Annotated in this window: 20 protein-coding genes; 11 read left to right on the forward strand and 9 right to left on the reverse strand. The window is 64.7% G+C overall.

Annotation, left to right across the window (positions count from 1 at the left end; genetic code table 11):
• Nucleotides 1-272: 272 nt before the first annotated feature.
• The 5 genes from RBB42_RS25240 to RBB42_RS25260 all read right to left on the reverse strand — a co-directional run bounded on the left by RBB42_RS25240 (nt 273) and on the right by RBB42_RS25260 (nt 4,547).
• Nucleotides 273-1,412, reverse strand: a complete 1,140-nt coding sequence (locus RBB42_RS25240) for an acyl-CoA dehydrogenase family protein (RefSeq protein ID WP_305972129.1) — start codon at nt 1,410-1,412, stop codon at nt 273-275.
• 8 nt (nt 1,413-1,420) lie between these two features.
• On the reverse strand, nt 1,421-1,633 hold the full coding sequence (locus RBB42_RS25245; protein WP_069209703.1) for a hypothetical protein: 213 nt from the start codon (nt 1,631-1,633) through the stop codon (nt 1,421-1,423).
• An 82-nt stretch (nt 1,634-1,715) separates the two neighbouring features.
• Nucleotides 1,716-3,497 (reverse strand): acyl-CoA dehydrogenase C-terminal domain-containing protein, encoded by a 1,782-nt coding sequence (locus RBB42_RS25250; protein WP_305972130.1) that lies wholly within the window; start codon nt 3,495-3,497, stop codon nt 1,716-1,718.
• A gap of 37 nt (nt 3,498-3,534) precedes the next feature.
• A complete protein-coding gene (locus RBB42_RS25255; RefSeq protein ID WP_305972131.1) occupies nt 3,535-3,936 on the reverse strand; it encodes a MerR family transcriptional regulator in 402 nt (133 codons plus the stop codon).
• 233 nt (nt 3,937-4,169) lie between these two features.
• Nucleotides 4,170-4,547, reverse strand: a complete 378-nt coding sequence (locus tag RBB42_RS25260) for a MerR family transcriptional regulator (protein ID WP_305972132.1) — start codon at nt 4,545-4,547, stop codon at nt 4,170-4,172.
• A gap of 137 nt (nt 4,548-4,684) precedes the next feature.
• Between RBB42_RS25260 and RBB42_RS25265 the strand changes: the two genes are divergently transcribed.
• The 9 genes from RBB42_RS25265 to RBB42_RS25305 all read left to right on the forward strand — a co-directional run bounded on the left by RBB42_RS25265 (nt 4,685) and on the right by RBB42_RS25305 (nt 11,839).
• Nucleotides 4,685-5,107, forward strand: coding sequence for a PaaI family thioesterase (locus RBB42_RS25265; protein ID WP_305972133.1), 423 nt, complete (start codon nt 4,685-4,687; stop codon nt 5,105-5,107).
• Nucleotides 5,107-5,616 (forward strand): PaaI family thioesterase, encoded by a 510-nt coding sequence (locus RBB42_RS25270; protein WP_305972159.1) that lies wholly within the window; start codon nt 5,107-5,109, stop codon nt 5,614-5,616. The genes RBB42_RS25265 and RBB42_RS25270 overlap by 1 nt, the downstream gene beginning before the upstream one ends.
• Before the next feature lie 110 nt (nt 5,617-5,726).
• Nucleotides 5,727-7,049, forward strand: coding sequence for an MATE family efflux transporter (locus tag RBB42_RS25275; protein WP_305972134.1), 1,323 nt, complete (start codon nt 5,727-5,729; stop codon nt 7,047-7,049).
• A gap of 60 nt (nt 7,050-7,109) precedes the next feature.
• Complete coding sequence (locus RBB42_RS25280) at nt 7,110-7,691, forward strand: TetR/AcrR family transcriptional regulator (protein ID WP_305972135.1); 582 nt, start codon at nt 7,110-7,112, stop codon at nt 7,689-7,691.
• A gap of 23 nt (nt 7,692-7,714) precedes the next feature.
• On the forward strand, nt 7,715-8,692 hold the full coding sequence (locus tag RBB42_RS25285) for a zinc-binding dehydrogenase (RefSeq protein WP_305972136.1): 978 nt from the start codon (nt 7,715-7,717) through the stop codon (nt 8,690-8,692).
• Nucleotides 8,693-8,813: 121 nt separating this feature from the next.
• On the forward strand, nt 8,814-10,058 hold the full coding sequence (trpB, locus tag RBB42_RS25290) for a tryptophan synthase subunit beta (RefSeq protein WP_305972137.1): 1,245 nt from the start codon (nt 8,814-8,816) through the stop codon (nt 10,056-10,058).
• 350 nt (nt 10,059-10,408) lie between these two features.
• The gene (locus RBB42_RS25295; protein ID WP_305972138.1) at nt 10,409-10,615 is read left to right on the forward strand and encodes a hypothetical protein; all 207 of its coding nucleotides are present in this window, start codon (nt 10,409-10,411) and stop codon (nt 10,613-10,615) included.
• A gap of 7 nt (nt 10,616-10,622) precedes the next feature.
• Entirely contained in the window at nt 10,623-11,183 is a 561-nt protein-coding gene (locus RBB42_RS25300; protein WP_305972139.1) for a hypothetical protein, read from the forward strand.
• Between the two features lie 140 nt (nt 11,184-11,323).
• A complete protein-coding gene (locus RBB42_RS25305; RefSeq protein ID WP_305972140.1) occupies nt 11,324-11,839 on the forward strand; it encodes a helix-turn-helix transcriptional regulator in 516 nt (171 codons plus the stop codon).
• Nucleotides 11,840-12,244: 405 nt separating this feature from the next.
• Here RBB42_RS25305 and RBB42_RS25310 read toward each other — a convergent pair whose 3' ends face one another.
• From RBB42_RS25310 to pth, 3 genes are read right to left on the reverse strand one after another with little or no spacing between them, the layout of a single operon-like run.
• Nucleotides 12,245-12,628: a DUF2237 family protein gene (locus RBB42_RS25310; RefSeq protein WP_305972141.1), complete on the reverse strand. Its 384-nt coding sequence runs from the start codon at nt 12,626-12,628 to the stop codon at nt 12,245-12,247.
• Between the two features lie 11 nt (nt 12,629-12,639).
• Nucleotides 12,640-13,791 (reverse strand): serine hydrolase domain-containing protein, encoded by a 1,152-nt coding sequence (locus tag RBB42_RS25315; RefSeq protein ID WP_305972142.1) that lies wholly within the window; start codon nt 13,789-13,791, stop codon nt 12,640-12,642.
• Entirely contained in the window at nt 13,788-14,483 is a 696-nt protein-coding gene (pth, locus tag RBB42_RS25320; protein WP_305972143.1) for an aminoacyl-tRNA hydrolase, read from the reverse strand. Before pth ends, RBB42_RS25315 begins: the two co-directional genes overlap by 4 nt.
• A 68-nt stretch (nt 14,484-14,551) precedes the next feature.
• On the opposite strand from pth, the gene hmuQ reads away from it, so the two are divergent.
• Both hmuQ and RBB42_RS25330 read left to right on the forward strand, forming a co-directional pair.
• Nucleotides 14,552-14,866 (forward strand): heme-degrading protein HmuQ, encoded by a 315-nt coding sequence (hmuQ, locus tag RBB42_RS25325; protein ID WP_305972144.1) that lies wholly within the window; start codon nt 14,552-14,554, stop codon nt 14,864-14,866.
• 56 nt (nt 14,867-14,922) lie between these two features.
• On the forward strand, nt 14,923-15,726 hold the full coding sequence (locus RBB42_RS25330) for a methyltransferase domain-containing protein (RefSeq protein ID WP_305972145.1): 804 nt from the start codon (nt 14,923-14,925) through the stop codon (nt 15,724-15,726).
• Nucleotides 15,727-15,796: 70 nt separating this feature from the next.
• Here RBB42_RS25330 and RBB42_RS25335 read toward each other — a convergent pair whose 3' ends face one another.
• Nucleotides 15,797-16,447, reverse strand: a complete 651-nt coding sequence (locus RBB42_RS25335; RefSeq protein ID WP_305972146.1) for a 50S ribosomal protein L25/general stress protein Ctc — start codon at nt 16,445-16,447, stop codon at nt 15,797-15,799.
• Between the last annotated feature and the right edge of the window lie 57 nt (nt 16,448-16,504).

Below are 16,504 nucleotides of genomic sequence, written 5' to 3' on the forward strand. Positions count from 1 at the left end.
CCCCCCCGCACCCCCGTGGAGGTATTTTCAGAGAGAAGAAGCCCAAAGAGCGCTTCTGGCGGTAACCGTGCGTTAAGTTTGACGCGCCATGCTCATCCTCGCGGTACAGGCTGGAGAGCCGATGACCGCGAGAGGAGAAGCCCCGTGCCTGGCCAAAGGCGCGGGCAAGGCGGGAAGGTCGACTGCTGCCCGGACGTGCGGGTCCGATGTGCGACCTTCCTGTTTCTTCTCTCTGAAAATACTCCAATCTCCCATATCCACTCGCGTCCCGGTCAGAGCGATCGGGCAATCAGCTCCTTCATGATCTCGTTGGTGCCCCCATAGATGCGCTGTACCCTTGCGTCGGTCCACATTTCGGCCACGGCGTATTCCTGCATGAAACCATAGCCGCCGTGCAGTTGCAGGCAGTCATCCAGGACCTCGCCCTGCGTGTCGCTCAGCCAGTATTTCGCCATCGCCGCCTTTTCGACGGTCAGCTTGCCTTCGAGATGCTCCGCGATGCAGGCATCGAGGAAGGCGCGCGCCACTGTCGTTCTGGTCTGGCATTCGGCCAGCTTGAAACGGGTGTTCTGGAACTGCATCAGCGGACCGCCGAAGGCCTCACGCTCCTTGCAATAGGCGATTGTCCGTTCGACAGCGCCTTCCATCGCGCCCACTGCGCCGCAGCCGATGATCAGCCGTTCCTGCGGCAACTGTTGCATCATCTGGTAGAAGCCGCGCCCCTCTTCGCCGCCCAGCAGGTTTTCCGGCGCGATCTCGACGTTGTCGAAGAAGAGCTCGGAAGTGTCCGCCGCGTGGCAGCCGATCTTTTCCAGGTTGCGACCGCGCGAGAACCCCTTGGCGCCTTCGGTCTCGACCACCACCAGGGACACGCCTTTGGCGCCCTCGGCCGGGTCGGTCTTGGCCGCCACGACGATCAGGTTCGCGTGCTGGCCATTGGTGATGAAGGTCTTTTGCCCCGTCAGCCGATAGGCGTTGCCCTCGCGGAGGGCCCGCGTGCGGATGCCCTGCACGTCCGACCCGCCCGAGGGTTCGGTCATCGCCAGGGCGCCGACGATCTCACCCGAGACCATCTTGGGCAGCCAGCGCTGTTTCTGGTCCTCGGTGCCATAGGCCAGGATGTAATGCGCCACGATGCCCGAATGGATGCCGTGCCCCCAGGAGGCGAGGTTGGCGCGGGCAGCCTCCATCAGGATTACCGCCTCATGGCCGAAATCGCCGCCGGCGCCGCCGTATTCCTCGGGAACCGACGGGCACAGCAGGCCCAGGTTCCCGGCCTGTTGCCAGGTCTCCGGGTCCATCTGGCCCTGCTGGCGCCACTTGTCGTAGAGCGGCGTCCATTCGGTTTCGATGAACTTCGCGGTCATCTCGGCCAGCATCGCGTGCTCGTCTGTCATCCAGTCGCGCGGCATCGGACCTCCTATTTCTTGCGCTCGTCGAGATCGGCGTTGAACAGCCGCAGCCGATGGGCCAGCGCCTCGCTGTCTGTCACGCTCTCGAAGTGTTCGAAGAGGAAGGACAGCGCCTCGCCCTCGTCCAGCCCGGCCTCGTGGGCAAAGGATTTCAGCTTGCGATAGCCGTCCTCGGTCATGGCGACCGGAAAGCGGCGGGTCAGGCGAAAGCGTTTGGGCATGGGTCCTCCGAAGTCAGGGGCGCCGGGCGGGACGTCCGCCGCTGGCGCAGGGCGGGGTGATCCCCGCCGCCACACCTTTGACTCAGAAGGCCTCTGCCTCAAGCGCCATGACCGGCTCTGCCCCGGATTCGATGCGTTTCAGGTGCGTCGCCGTCATCGGCAGTTGCCGTGCCATGTAATAGCGCCCGGTTGCGATCTTGGTGCTCAGGAACTCGGCATCGCCATCACCTGTCGCCAGCTTGCCGCGTGCGGTCCAGGCCATGCGGGCCCACATCAGACCAAGGCAGACATGGCCGAAGAGATGCATGAAGTCATAGGACCCGGACAGGGCGTTGTTCGGGTTCTTCATGCCGTGCTGCATGAAATACATCCCCGCCGCCTGCAGGTCCTTGGAAGCCGCCTTGAGCGGGTCGAGGAACTGCGCGTCGAAATCCTCGTCCTGGCCCTTGTGCTCGGCGATGAAGCTCTTGACCATCTCGAAGAAGGCCATGACGTGTTTGCCGCCATCCTGACCCAGCTTGCGGCCCACGAGGTCCAGCGACTGGATGCCGTTGGTGCCTTCGTAGATCATGGTGATGCGGGCGTCGCGCACGAACTGTTCCAGCCCCCACTCGCGGGTGAAACCCGACCCGCCCAGCGTCTGCTGCGCCAGCACCGTGGTCTCGAACCCCTTGTCGGTCAGGAAGCCCTTGATCACCGGGGTCAGCAGGGAAATCAGCCCTTCGGCCTGCGCATCCTCGTTGCGGTGCGCGCGGTCGATCATCGACGCGCCCCACATGACGAAGGCCCGCGCGCCTTCGACAAAGGCCTTCTGGTCCATAAGGTTGCGGCGCACGTCCGGGTGCACGATGATCGGATCGGCCGGGCCGTCGGGGTTCTTGACGCCGGTCACGTCGCGGCCCTGAACGCGGTCCTTCGCAAAGGCAAGCGCGTTCTGGTAGGCGACCGCGCCCTGCGCATAGCCCTGCAGGCCGACGCCCAGCCGGGCCTCGTTCATCATGGTGAACATGGCGCGCATGCCCTTGTGGGGCTCGCCCACGAGAAAGCCCTTGGCGCCGTCGTAGTTCATCACGCAGGTGGCGTTGCCGTGGATGCCCATCTTGGATTCCAGCCCCCCGCAGGACACCGCGTTGCGATCCCCAAGGCTGCCGTCCTCGTTCACCATGAACTTGGGCACGATGAAGAGGCTGATGCCCTTCACCCCATCCGGGGCGTCCGGCAGTTTCGCTAAGACCAGGTGGATGATGTTGTCCACCATGTCGTGTTCCCCGGCACTGATCCAGATCTTCTGGCCGGTGATGGCATAGCTGCCGTCATCGTTGGGCATCGCCTTGGTGCGGATGAGCCCGAGGTCCGTGCCGCAATGCGGCTCGGTCAGGTTCATCGTGCCGCCCCATTCACAGCTGACCATCTTGGGCAGGTACATCGCCTTCTGCTCGTCCGAGCCATGCGCATGGATGGCGTTGTAGGCGCCATGCGTCAGGCCCTGGTACATGTTGAAGGCCATGTTGGCCGAGGAGAACATCTCACCCACCGCGGTGGCCACGACGTAAGGAAGGCCCTGGCCGCCATAGTCGGGATCGCAATCCAGCGCCGTCCAGCCGCCCTCGCGCATCTGGTCGAAGGCGTCCTTGAACCCCTTGGGCGTGCGCACAACGCCGTTTTCCAGGGTGCAGCCCTCTTCGTCACCGACCGGGTTCAGCGGCGCCAGCACGTTTTCAGCCAGCTTTGCCGCCTCGCCAAGGATCGCGTCCAGCGTCTCGCGGTCGAGGTCGGCGTAGCCGGGAACGTCCTGTGTGCTGAGTTGCAGCACGTCGTCCAGGAGGAACACCTGGTCCTTGGTCGGCGCCGTGTAGATGGGCATGTCTCTCTCTCCCTGATAGTCCTGCCCGCGGCCGCGCTTATTCGGCCGCGCGCTTGTTCTCCATCGAGGCCAGCATCCGCTCACCCCATTTCATCTGGTCCTGCAACTCTCCGATCGCCGCGTTCAGCTCGTCTCGCTGCCGGATCAGCTCCGCCAGGCGCTCCTGGGCCACGTCGTAGGCCGCCGCCAGCTGCGTGCGCTGCTGGTCGCCCACATCGTAGAGATCCAGCAGCTGCCGGATTTCCTCGAGGCTGAAGCCGAAACGCTTGCCGCGCAGGATCAGTTTCAGCCGGGCCCGGTCACGCCGGGTGAACAGCCGTTTCTGACCTTCGCGAATCGGGAAGAGCAGCTCCTTCTGCTCGTAAAAGCGCAGCGTCCTCGGGGTCACTTCGAAGGCGTCGCACATTTCCCGGATCGTCATTAGTTGCTCGTCTGCCATGTCTCGCATCCTCGGTTCTCCGTCCGTCACAGTTCCGTAGCGACAACCGAGGTGCGTCTTTCCGGACTTTCATACAATGGGAAAACCGGGTGACGTAACTCATACGCTGCGTCACTTTATGCTTGACGTAAGATAAGGCAAGGTCAACCTGCCATCAGCGCAATTTTCTACCAAGTGGTAAAAATTCCCGGGGTAAGGAATTCCGGACCCGCTTGATACAAGGGGAGCGCTCGTCAGGCTGACTGACCCAGCGAGTCGGCTGTCTGGTCGCGCAGCGCCTGGAGTTCGGCCATCGCTTCATCCAGCTGCCGGCGTTCCTCGGCCAACTGTTTCAGTTGCCGGTCCGCCATCTCCAGCCAGGCCTGCATCTGGGCCTCTGTGCCTTCTTCCTCGTAGATCATCAGCCATTGGCGGATTTCCTCAAGTTGGAAACCAAAGCGCCGGCCGCGCAGGATCAGCGTCATGCGGGCGATCTCGCGCGCGCCATAGTGGCGCGTCCGGCCCTCTCGCAGGGGCGAAATCAGCTCGATATATTCGTAATACCGCAGGGTCCGCGGCGTCACGTCGAACTTCGCGCACATTTCCTTGAACGTCAGACGCGTGTCGTCCATCGTTTGTCTCCCCATCCGCCTGCGGCGGAATCTAAGCCCAGCCTGCCGGGGTGACAAGCCGCCTCGCCCCGCCCGGCGGAACGCCCCGCTTGCAGCGTCGCGATCCCGCGCCCATAAAGACCCCAAGGAGATCGCGCATGAGTGCAGACAAGGTCGACATCGCCCGCCAGTTCATCGATTCCATCCCGCACTGCAAGGCGCTGGGCATGGAGATCGGAGAACTTGGAGAAGGCATCGCCGTCATCCGGATGCCCTATGACGCCCGCTTCGTCGGCGACCCCGAAACCGGCGTGATTCATGGTGGCGCCGTATCGGCCCTGATGGACACTTGCGGCGGGGCGGCGGTGATGAGCCATCCGAAATCGCCCGCGGGCACCGCCACCATTGACCTGCGCATCGACTACATGCGCCCCGCGACACCGGGTCAGGCCATTACCGCGCGGGCGGTTTGCCACCACATCACCCGCTCGGTCGCCTTTGTTCGCGCCACGGCCACGGACGACGACACCGACCGCCCGGTGGCCACCGCGACCGGCACCTTCACCGTGGAGAGCAAATGATGCAGCGTTCCGCGCCCGAACCTGTTCAGGTCATCAAGCAGCGTCGTGACGCGGCGCTGTCCGCGCTGGTCTCCGGCGTGCCCTACATGCAGTACCTCGGTGTGCGTTTCGACCGGCGCGGGGATGAACTGACGGCCCTGCTGCCCTACGACGACAAGCTGATCGGCAACCCGATGCTGCCCGCGATTCACGGAGGCGTGACAGCCGCCTTCCTGGAAATCACCGCGATGGTCACCCTGAACTGGGCCTATCTCTGGCAGGACATCGAATCCGGCGCGCTGGACCTCGACGACATGACCCGAGGCACGCTGCCGCGCCTGCCCAAGACCATCGACTTTACCGTCGATTACCTGCGGTCAGGCCTGCCACGCGACGCCTATGGCCGCGCCCGTGTCACCCGGTCCGGGCGCCGCTATGCCAGCGTCCAGGCCGAGGCCTGGCAGGACAATCGCGACCGTCCCATTGCCCAGGCCAATGCGCATTTCCTGATGCCGCGCAAGGAAGGGTAAGCGGGCAGAGCGCACAGGGCGACCCTACGTAAGTTCGTGGCCCACCCTTGCCGTTTCGGCGGGGCACCCATATCCCGGGGTCATTCCCTGTCCCCGATTTCCGGCAAGCCATGACCGCGTCCCAGCCCATCACCCATGCCCGTGTCCTGACGATAGCCGTGCCGATCGTCATCTCCAACATGACCGTGCCGCTGCAGGGCATCGCGGACACCGCCATCATCGGCCAGATCCCGGATGCAACGCCGATCGCCGCCGTGGCCGTTGGGGCGGCCCTGATCACCGCCGTGCTGTGGATTTTCGGATTTCTGCGCATGGGCACGGCGGGCATGACCGCACAGGCGCAGGGCGCAGGCAACAGGGCCGAGGTCGCGGCCCTGCTGACCCGCGCGCTGATGATCGGCGGGGCAGGGGGGGTGTTGCTGATCCCGCTGCTGGGGCCGATTGCCGGCTTCGGGTTCGGCCTGTCGCCCGCCAGCGACGAGGTCAAGTCGCTGGCCCGCAGCTACATGGACATCCGCATCCTGTCGGCCCCGGCGGCGGTGGCAATCTACGGCATCAACGGCTGGCTGGGCGCGCAGGAAAAGACGCGCGCCATGCTCGTGCTGCAACTCTGGCTGGTTGCGGTGAACATCTGCCTGAACCTGCTGTTCGTCGTCGGGATGGACATGGGGGTCAAGGGCGTGGCGCTGGCCACTGTCATCGCCGACTGGACCGGGCTGGTCCTCGGCCTCTGGCTGTGCCGGTCCGCATTCGCCAACCCGGCATGGCGTGACTGGCCGCGGGTCTTCGACCGCGCGCGCCTGCGCCACATGGCCGCCGTGAACACGGACATCCTGATCCGCTCGCTTCTGCTGCAGGCGATCATGTTGTCTTTCATCTTCTACTACAGCGCCGGCTTTGGCGTGGTGACGCTGGCCGCAAGCCAGGTCCTGCTGCATTTCATCGAGGTCATGGCCTATGCGCTGGATGGGTTCGCCTTCGCCGCCGAGGCGCTGGTGGGGCAGGCCTTCGGCGCCCGTGCCGTGGCCATGCTGCGGCGGGCGGTCTGGCTGACCGCGCTCTGGGGCTTTCTGTCGAACCTGGTATTCGCGCTGGGCTTTGCCCTGCTCGGAGGCACGATCATCGACGCGATGACCAAGGACCCCGAGGTGCAGCAGACGGCCCGGATCTACCTGCCCTGGATCGTGGCGACCCCGGTGCTGGGGCTGCCATCCTGGATGCTGGACGGGATCTTCATCGGCGCCACGCGCACGCGCGACATGCGCAACATGATGGCGATCTCGGTCGTGGTCTATTTTGCTGCCGTGTCCGTCCTGATCCCGGTCTGGGGCGCGCATGGACTCTGGGCGGCGCTGATGATCGCCTACGTCACCCGCGCAGCGACCCTGGCGCTGCGCTATCCGGCGCTGGAACGGGCCGCCGTTGTTGTCTGATTCCTGTAAGTCACGAAAAAGTAACTAGACGACCGGTCTAATCGTTCCTATCTGGCGCTCATGACAGAGACGCCGGATACCCGAAAGACCATTCTTGACGCTGGCGAGGCGCTCTTGCTGACGCACGGGTTCGCCGGGCTTGGCCTGTCCGCCCTTCTCAAGGCGGCGGGCGTGCCCAAGGGGTCCTTCTATCACTGGTTCGACTCCAAGGAGGATTTCGGTCGCGCCGCAATCGAGGCCTATACGGACGCCTATATCGCACGTCTCGACACCTTGATCGACGGGCCGGGAATGGCCGCGGACAAGCTGGACCGTTTCATGGACGCCTGGCTGTCGCAGGCGGCGGGGCCGGGGCTGGTCGAACGCTGTCTCGTGGTCAAGTTGGGGGCCGAGGTCTCGGATCTGTCCGAACCGATGCGCGCCACGATGCAGGACGGAATCGAGCAATTCATCGGCCGGCTGGCCGACCTTCTGAGGCAGGGGGCCGAGGATGGCAGCCTGCGTTCGGTTCCGGACCGCCTGTCAGAAGCCCGACGCATCTATGCCTCGCTTCTGGGCGCGGCGATCCTCGCGCGGATCTCGCGCGAAGACACCGCCCTGCGCGATGCAACGAAAGACGCCCGCGCACGTTTGCGGGCTTGAACACTCCGAAAAAGGAAAACCTGATGAAAGCCGTGATTCACGAAACATTCGGCGAGCCTGCCGAAGTTCTCAAGACCGCCGACGTCGATGCGCCAAAGCCGGGTGCCGGTCAGGTGCTGGTGAAGACGATCCTGTCGACGATCCACAACCACGACCTCTGGACCGTGCATGGCTCCTACGGCGTGAAACCGGAATTGCCCGCCATCGGCGGTACAGAGGCCGTCGGCGTCGTCGAGGCGCTGGGCGAGGGCGTCCCGCAGGAACTGTTGGGCAAGCGCGTGACCTCGGCCGGCGCAATGGGCACATGGGCCGAGTATTTCACGGCCCCTGCCGCCGGTGTCGTGCCACTGCCTGACGCGATTTCCGACGAGGCCGGTGCCCAGCTGGTCGCAATGCCCTTTTCGGCCATTTCGCTGCTTGAGTTCCTGCATGTCTCCGAAGGCGACTGGATCGTCCAGACCGCGGCCAACGGCGCGGTGGGCAAGATCCTGGCCAAGCTCGCCGAAGCCCGCGGCGTCAAGGTGCTCAACCTCGTCCGTCGCGACGCCGCGAAGGCAGAGCTGACCGAACTGGGTATCGAAAACGTGCTGGTGACCGAGGGCAAGGACTGGATCGAAGAGGCAAAGGCGCTGCTGGGGCCCGAGGGGGCGCGCGCTGCGGTCGACTCGGTCGGCGGCGACATGGGCGCCGACCTCGTTGAATTGCTGGGGGTCGAGGGCCTGCTCGTGACTTTCGGAACCGCGACCGGCGCGCCGCTACAACTGGACACCGGGCCGATCATCTTCAAGCACATCACGCTGAAAGGCTTCTGGGGCAAGAAGGTTATCGAAGAGATGTCTGGCGAGGACCGCAAGCGGCTGATGACCGAACTGGTCACCCTGGCGGCCCAGGGCAAGTTGCCGATGACGGTCGACCAGGTCTTTTCGCTCGACGAGGGGGCCGAGGCCGCGACCGCCGCGCGCGCCACGGGTCGCAAGGGCAAGGTCATGTTCCGCGGCTGAACGGGACAATTCGTCCTCCTGCGCCCCTGGACAGCTTCCAGGGGCGTTTTTCGTTCTGTTTGCCTCTGGTCACCGGCGCCCCAAATGCCCTATTCAGACAGCCAGACAGAGGAGAGGTGTTATGGACGATCTCGTGAACAGCTTCATGACCGGACCCGATGAAAAGGGCCGTTTCGGTATCCATGGCGGGCGCTTCGTCTCCGAGACGCTGATGCCGCTGATCCTCGACCTCGAGGCCGAGTACGAAAAGGCCAAGACGGACCAGAGCTTCTGGGACGAGATGGACTTCCTGTGGAAGCATTACGTCGGCCGCCCCTCGCCGCTGTATTTCGCCGAACGGCTGACCGAACGCCTGGGCGGGGCCAAGGTCTACATGAAGCGCGACGAGCTGAACCACACCGGCGCGCACAAGATCAACAACGTGCTGGGCCAGATCATCCTTGCCCGCCGCATGGGAAAGACCCGCATCATCGCCGAGACCGGCGCCGGTCAGCACGGTGTCGCCACCGCGACCGTCTGCGCGAAGTTCGGCTTGAAATGCGTCGTCTACATGGGCGCGCATGACGTCGAACGCCAGCAGCCCAACGTTTTCCGGATGAAGCTGCTGGGCGCCGAGGTCGTGCCTGTCACCTCCGGTCGCGGCACGCTCAAGGATGCGATGAACGACGCGCTGCGCGACTGGGTGACCAACGTGCGCGACACCTTCTACTGCATCGGCACCGTGGCGGGCCCGCACCCCTATCCGGCGATGGTCCGCGACTTCCAGTCGATCATCGGCAAGGAAGCCAAGGCACAGATGCACGAGGCAGAGGGCCGCAACCCCGATACGATCATCGCCGCCATCGGCGGTGGCTCGAACGCGATGGGCCTGTTCTTTCCCTTCCTCGACGACAAGGAAGTCAACATCATCGGCGTCGAGGCGGGCGGTAAGGGTGTGAACGACAAGATGGAGCATTGCGCCTCGCTGACCGGCGGACGTCCGGGCGTGCTGCATGGCAATCGCACCTACCTGCTGCAGGACGACGATGGCCAGATCCTCGAAGGCTTCTCGATCTCCGCCGGGCTGGACTATCCCGGCATCGGTCCGGAGCACAGCTGGCTGCATGACGTGGGCCGCGCGCAATACGTCTCGATCACCGACAAGGAGGCCCTCGAAGCCTTCAAGCTCTGCTGCGAAACCGAGGGCATCATCCCCGCGCTGGAGCCCTGCCACGCGCTGGCCCATGTCGCCAAGATCGCGCCTGACCTGCCCGAGGATCACATCATCTGCATGAACATGTGCGGACGGGGCGACAAGGACATCTTCACCGTCGCCAAGCACCTGGGCGTCGACATGTCAGGCACCGAGGGCCGCAGCGCAGGCTGATCCGGCCCTTTCGGGGGTGATCTGAGCGCATCCTTTTGAATCAATGGTTTGACGCCCATAAACTTCGGTTTATGGGCGTCTGCATGTGGTTTAGGGCGCCGCTGATAAACCCCTGTTGAGTTCCAACCCCGATGCGCAGCGGGCAGAGTGACCGAGGTTGCCGAATTGATCGGTAAAACTCGTCGGCCACCTGCCGGCGCCGGATGTCCCACACCGGTCCCCGACCGCACCCGTCCGGTTCCCCGTACCGGGCCAAGTCACGCTCACGGAACGCGGTCATCGGTGCAAGGCCTCGGCAGGTGGCCGACATATTTTCCACTGTCTTCCCGCAGGGGATGACCCGCAGGTGAATGAGTGTCATGTTAAAGACCCGGATCACACGAACGCAGACCGTCATGGCCATGACCCCGACGACCACTTTGATGATGACAATGACCACGTTGGTCACCCCCTCGACCAAGCTCAAGCTCATGACCAAGCACCACCGCCCGCGCCAGCCCGATGACATGTCGACGACGCGCAAGACAAGCACGGGCGCTTGGTTCGTGGCCGTGTGAGCGCGCCATGCGGTTTGCCCTCATTTGTCTCGGGTTGATTGCCGGTCTGCTCTGCACGTCTCCGGCGGCGGCGCAGTCCTACCGCGACCGCGTGATCCAGAGCCTGACGGACCAGGGCTTTTCCAGTTTCCGGGTTCGCCGCACGTGGTTGGGTTACGACCAGATCATCGCGCTGGGGCCCGAGGGTCGGCGCGAGGTGGTGCTGAACCCCTCGACCGGGGCGATCCTGCGCGACTATCTCTACACGACGGACAAGCGACGCGCGGGCAGTGCGCCGTTGGCGCATGGCGATACGCCGCCTGTCGGGACCACGCCGCCGGAGGCGGCGGATGCGGGCACCACGGCTCCGCCCGATGCGGACCCCGGGACCGCGCCACCGAACGAAGGAGCGCCGGGGCAGAAGGACAAGGACGGCCCTCCGGGACAAAATGACAAGGACGGCCGTCCGGGACAGAAGGACAAGGACGGCCGGCCCGGGCAGCGGGACAAGGGCGATCCCCCCGGTCGGTCCGATGACAAGCCCGGGGCCGAGCCGCCGGGGCGCGACCGGGCTTCCGGTCTCAAATAGGCGGTTTCCCGCCGCTCCTCGGGCTTGCCTGTTCGGTCGCGGCAGGTGCATTCTTGCGCCCAGGACATGTAACCATCCCAAACCCTGCAATCCGGCGTGGCCCTCGTGGTCATGCCGTTTCGCCAATGGAGCCGTCTGGCGTGAAGACCCGAATCGGAATCGGCATGCTGTTTTCCTTCCAGCTTTGCTGTGCCGGGTTCTTCCTGAACGACATCCTGTCGACGCGCCTTGGCCTGCGCAGCGTCCCCATTCCCTGGGCGATCTACGAACTGATCCAGATCAGCGCCGCCATCGGACTCATCGTGGGGTTGGGCGTTACCGCGACGCTGCTGGCACGCAGCCTGCGCGCCCGGGCCCGGGCCGAAGACAGCCTGCGTCTGGCACGGGGTGCCTTCATGGAAGTGCTGGACGAACATTTCAAAGAGTGGAGCCTCACCCCCGCCGAACGGGACGTGGCGCTGATGGCGATCAAGGGGCTGTCCACCGCCGAGATCGCAGAGGTGCGCAGGACCTCCGAGGGCACGGTCAAGGCGCAGACCAACGCCATTTATCGCAAGGCCCAGGTGACGGGACGGCCACAGCTTCTGAGCCTGTTCATCGACGACCTGATCGCGGCGGACCCGCCAGAGCCTCCGTCAAACGCGACACCATCGTGAAGCCTTTCAGATCCCGAACGCTTTGACTGACCGACGATCTACGCCGCTGCGTCATCCGACCTTGTCTAAAGATGCGCAGGGAAAGGGGCCAGGGTGATCCCGCGGCGCGGGAAAGGAACGCGATCCGGGCGTTTCTGAGCATGGCCAAGGGGGCACGACGGCACGAGGCGTGTCATGCAAAGGATCGACGCCCAGGGAAAAGCCGCGCCGGTCGGACCAGGGCGGCAGGTTCGCGATCTGTCCCCAGGTCGGAGGGGCATGGGGACAGATCGCGGTCCTGAAAGCAAACAGGAGATATCCGGGCAACCAGCCCTTGAGACGATCATGGGCGGAGAATGGTTAAAGGCGGGTTAAGCGCGCCCTCGTGGGGCACGAATTCCGCCGCTCCGGCGCGCAGGGGGCGTCTCAGCCCCGGTCCGTCCAGTCATAGGTCTCAAGTATCCGCAGCGGCACGATGTCCAGCGCGCCCCGGTGTGTCGCCGAGAGGTTCACCAGCGGCGCACAGCCCTCGTCATGGGCCTGCAGAAAGCGCCCGGCGCAGAGACACCAGTGGTCCCCGGGCTTCAGACCCGGAAAATGGAACTCGGGTCGCGGCGTCGACAGGTCGTTCCCGACGTATTTGGAGTAGGCGAGGAACTCGGCGGTCATGACTGCGCAGACCGTGTGACTGCCCCGGTCTTCGGCACAGGTGTTGCAATGTCCGTCGCGAAAGAACCCGGTCAGGGGGTCTTGAGAACAGGACTCAAGAGGGCCGCCGAGGACATTGAAAGAAGGGTCTTTTTCCAGCATTGCGCTCTCCCTTATTGGTCGGCGAGGCGGCGGAACATCTGCAGGGCATCGTCAAAGGCCCCGGCCTCGCGAAAGCCGCGATCCGCGCCCGTGATCGCCACTACGGTGCCGCTCTGCCGGGCGATGTAGACGTATTGGCCATAGATTCCACGCGCCATGAACTCGCCCTCGCGGGCGTCCGCCGGCATCCACCATTGATAGCCGTATTGCAGCTGTCCCTCGTCCGTACGCGCCGAGGGCCTGGTGCTCTCGTTCACCCAGGCTTCCGGAACGATCTGCTTGCCCTGCAAGCGGCCGCCAGCGCGATACATCTCTCCCAGTCGGGCATAGTCGCGCAGTGTCAGGTTCAGGCCCCCAAGCGCGAAGGCGACACCGTAACCGTCTGACAGGTAGTAGGGATCCCCGTACACGCCCATCGGATCCAGCAGGTTGTCCGCAAGCAGGTCCGGCAGGGATCGCCCGGTGGCCCCGCGGGCAACCATCGACAGGACATGCGTGTCGATCGAGACATAGCGCCAGCGTTCGCCCGGAGCCTGATCCGTTTCGTCCAGGCCGGCGGCAAATCCGTCCATCGAGCCGCCAAGCGCAAGGATGCGCCCCATCTTTTTGATGTCGCTCCAGAAATCCAGGTAGTCCTCATCAAAGACCACGCCCGTGGACATTTGCAAAACGTTGCGGATGGTGGCGCCGTCATAGGCGCTGCCCGCCAGTTGCGGCGCGTATTTCACCACCGGGTCGTCCAGGCTGTCCACATGACCCTGTTTCAGCAAGATCCCGAAAAGCGCGGACAAATAGGATTTGGCCACAGACCACGAGATGCGCAGATCCTTGGCCCCGGTGCCCAGGTGATAGCTCTCGTGCACGATCTCTCCGCCGCGCAGGACAATCGCCCCCGTGACGGCCCGCCGGTCCAGCCAGGCCTGCCAATCCGCCGGCATCTCCATTGCGGGGCCTTCGGGCAGTGGGACGGCGCTGGTGGTGGCGGGGATCGGGACCGTCTCGAACAGCCGGTCCATATGGCTGAAGTTGGCCACGATTTCGCCCTCGTCAAACAGCGTCATCGTGGCCCGCAGGCGCGCCAGTTCATCGCGATAGCCAACGCCGACGGCACCCACACCTACCAGCGCAACAAGAGCGATGGCCGCGAAGCGCGTGCTTTTCATCGGAACTTGTCCACCAGCCGTTGCAAGGGGTTGCGGCTCTCTTCCTCGCCGCCCGTGTCCTCGGGCGGGGCGGGTTTCGCAGCCGGCGCGGGTTTGGGCGTCTCCGGTGTCTTCGAGGACCGGGGCGGGGCCGTGCGCAGTGCGACGGCGTTCGAGAACTTGCCCGCATCGCCCGCGGCAAGCTGCGGTGCACCGTCCGACACCCCGCGCAATAGATCGTCCAGCCAGTCCTGGTCGGCCTTGTGGAAATCATGCAGCACATAGGCCGCGACCAGCTCCTTGCGGCCCGGATGGCCGATGCCCAGACGCACGCGGCGGTAGGCCTCGCCGATATGGGCATGGATCGACCGCAGCCCGTTGTGGCCCGCGTGGCCGCCGCCCGTCTTGACCTTGCACTTGCCCGGGGCCAGGTCCAGCTCGTCGTGGAACACGGTCACGTCACCCGGTTCCAGCTTGTAAAAGCGCATCGCATCGCCCACCGACTGGCCCGAGAGGTTCATGAAGGTCTCGGGCTTCAGCAGCAGCACCTTTTCGCTGCCCAGCCGCCCTTCGGCCAACTGTCCCTGGAACTTGGCCTTCCAGGGGCCAAAGCCGTGATCCTCGGCGATCCGGTCCAGCGCCATGAAGCCGATGTTGTGCCGGTTGCCGGCGTATTTCGTGCCGGGATTGCCGAGACCAACGAATATCTGCACTGTGCCCTCCGAGATCGCCTGCGCCCTATGTAGGCCAGAGGCGGCATGGATCACAACGGCAGAGCGGAATGTACCTAACCATGAACCGGTTCAAGGTGATCAAATCCGAGGTCGAGGCCTTTGAAACCCTCTGGAAAAACCGCGACAGCCACCTGAAAAGCGTGCCCGGGTTTCGCAGCTTTGCCCTGATGAAGGGGCCGGAGCGGGACGACCACATCCTTTATGCCTCGCACACGCTGTGGGAGGACGAGGCGAGCTTCACGAACTGGACCCGGTCCGAGGCGTTTCGCGCCGCCCATGGCGGGGCCAAGAGCTCGGCGCACATGTACCTGGAGGCGCCCGAGCTGGAAATCTTCGAGGCGGTGCAGGTGCTGACGGCCTGAAGACCGTCGGAGAAAATGCGGGTTTGAGGTAGGATGGGGCAAGGAAAGGACACCCGATGCCCGATCTCTACTTGCAAATTGCCGATCAGCCCGACAGCGTCCTCGAGGCCATCGCGGCCTCGATGGAAGACCGGATCGCCGATCCGGCCATGCAGGAGATCTGCGCCGATTACCTGGGGCGACTGCCGGGGCCGGGGGCCGAGGTGGTCGAAATCGGCTGCGGCGGCGGGTCCAGCACCGAGATGATCCTGCGCCATCTGCGGCCCGGGCGGCTGGTCGGGATCGACCCGGCCGAGGGGCTGTTGGCCCGCGCCCGTACGAGGTTCGCGGCGCGTGACGGGGTGCGCTTTGCCATGGGGGACGCGGTGCGGACCGGGCAGCCGGAAGAGGCGGCCGACGTTGTCGTGGCCCACACGGTCTATTCCCACCTTGCCGATCCGGCGGCCGCCCTGGCCGAGGCCTGGCGTCTGTTGCGGCCCGGTGGCGTGCTGGCGGTCTTCGACGGCGATTACGCGACCAATACGGTCGCGCTTTTCGACGGTGATCCGCTGCAGGCGGCGATGGTCTCGACGCAGCGGAACCTGATCCATGCCCCCTATATCATGCGGCACCTGCCAAGGATGATGCGCGAGGCAGGCTTCGAGGCGCCCGAAAGCCGGGCCTACGGTTTCGTCCAGACCGAGCGGCCCGCCTATATCCAGTCGCTGTTGGCGCGCGGTGTCACGGCCGCCACCGCGGCGGGGGACTGTACGGAGGCATTGGCGCAGGGGTTTCGCGACGAAATCGCCGCACGGGTCGCTTCCGGGAGCTTTTACGGCGCGATCCTCTTTGCCTGTCACATGGCGCGCAAATCTGGCTGAGACGCGATCCGGCAAAGCAAAACCCCCGCCGAAGGGGCGGGGGTTCGAAATCGTCTCAGCGAAGGGCCTGTCAGGCGTCTTCGGAGGCCGCGCTCTCTGCAGCAGCCTCTGCGGCGGCTTCAGCCTCTTCCTCGGCTTCCTGTGCGGCCAGGCCGGACGGTGCCGAGATGTTGGCGATCACGAAGTCGCGGTCGATCGTCGGCTTGGTGCCTTCCGGCAGGGTCACGTCCGAGATGTGGACGATGTCGCCGATTTTCAGGGTCGACAGGTCGACGGTGATCTTCTCGGGGATGTCGCCCGCGGTCACGATCAGTTCGACTTCCGGGCGAACAACGGTGAGAACGCCGCCCTTCTTGATGCCGGGGGCCACGTCTTCGCCCACGAATTCAACCGGGATGTAGAGGTTGATCTTGGTGGTGCGGCGCAGGCGCAGGAAATCGACGTGGGTCGGCAGGTCCTTGACCACGTCACGCTGCACGTCGCGGCAGATCACGCGCACGTCCTCGTGGCCATCGACCTTGAGGTTGAAGAGCGTCGCCTTGAAGCGACCGGCTTTCAGGCGCTTGAGCAGATCGTTGAAGGGCAGATTGATCGGCAGCGGTTCTTTGTCGCCACCAAAAACGATGCCCGGAACCATGCCGTCGCGGCGTGCTTGACGAGCGGCGCCCTTGCCCGTCCCCGTCCGTTCCTGGGCGTTGAGATCAGGAATCTCACCAGCCATATTGTATCTCCATCTAAAAGGGCAGGGTGCCTCCAAGGCTGTCACCCCGCGTGAAGC

Source organism: Mameliella sp. MMSF_3455 (assembly GCF_030733205.1).
GTDB lineage: Bacteria > Pseudomonadota > Alphaproteobacteria > Rhodobacterales > Rhodobacteraceae > Antarctobacter.